At 58.9% G+C, this 535-nt stretch carries 1 protein-coding gene; it reads left to right on the top strand.

Going from position 1 to position 535, the window contains the following annotated elements; all coding sequences use genetic code 11:
• Positions 1 to 535 (top strand): helix-turn-helix domain-containing protein (locus CSQ89_RS21910; RefSeq protein WP_233203468.1); only part of this gene is annotated, 535 nt, incomplete at both ends.

The raw sequence follows: 535 nt of genomic DNA, 5'->3' as shown, positions 1-535 counted from the left end.
ATCAAGCACAAGATCGGCTTGCTGAATCTCGCCGCTGAACTTGGCAATGTTTCCAAGGCCTGCAAGATGATGGGGCTTTCACGCGACACGTTCTACCGCTATCAGCATGCGAAGGCGGAGGGCGGTGTCGAGGCCCTATTCGACGCTAACCGCAAGAAGCCCAACCCGAAGAATCGCGTCGAGGAAGTCACCGAAGCAGCGGTCATTGCCTACGCCACCGAACAGCCCGCGCATGGGCAGGTTCGTGCCAGCAATGAATTGCGCCAGCGCGGTGTGTTCGTCTCCCCATCTGGTGTGCGATCCATCTGGTTGCGCCATGGACTGGCTTCATTCAAGCAGCGTCTCAGCGCGCTGACGCGGCTCGTGGCGGAAACTGCCATCATCCTGACTGAGGCGCAGGTCACTGCACTGGAACGCAAACAGGACGATGACCTGGCCCACGGTGAGATTGAAACGGCCCACCCGGGCTATCTGGGATCGCAAGATACCTTCTACGTTGGCACGATCAAAGGGGTGGGTCGCATCTATCAGCAGA

Origin of the sequence: Chitinimonas sp. BJB300, from assembly GCF_002735695.1 — a bacterium.
GTDB lineage: Bacteria > Pseudomonadota > Gammaproteobacteria > Burkholderiales > Chitinimonadaceae > Chitinimonas.
This window is presented reverse-complemented; position numbering and strand designations above follow the sequence as displayed.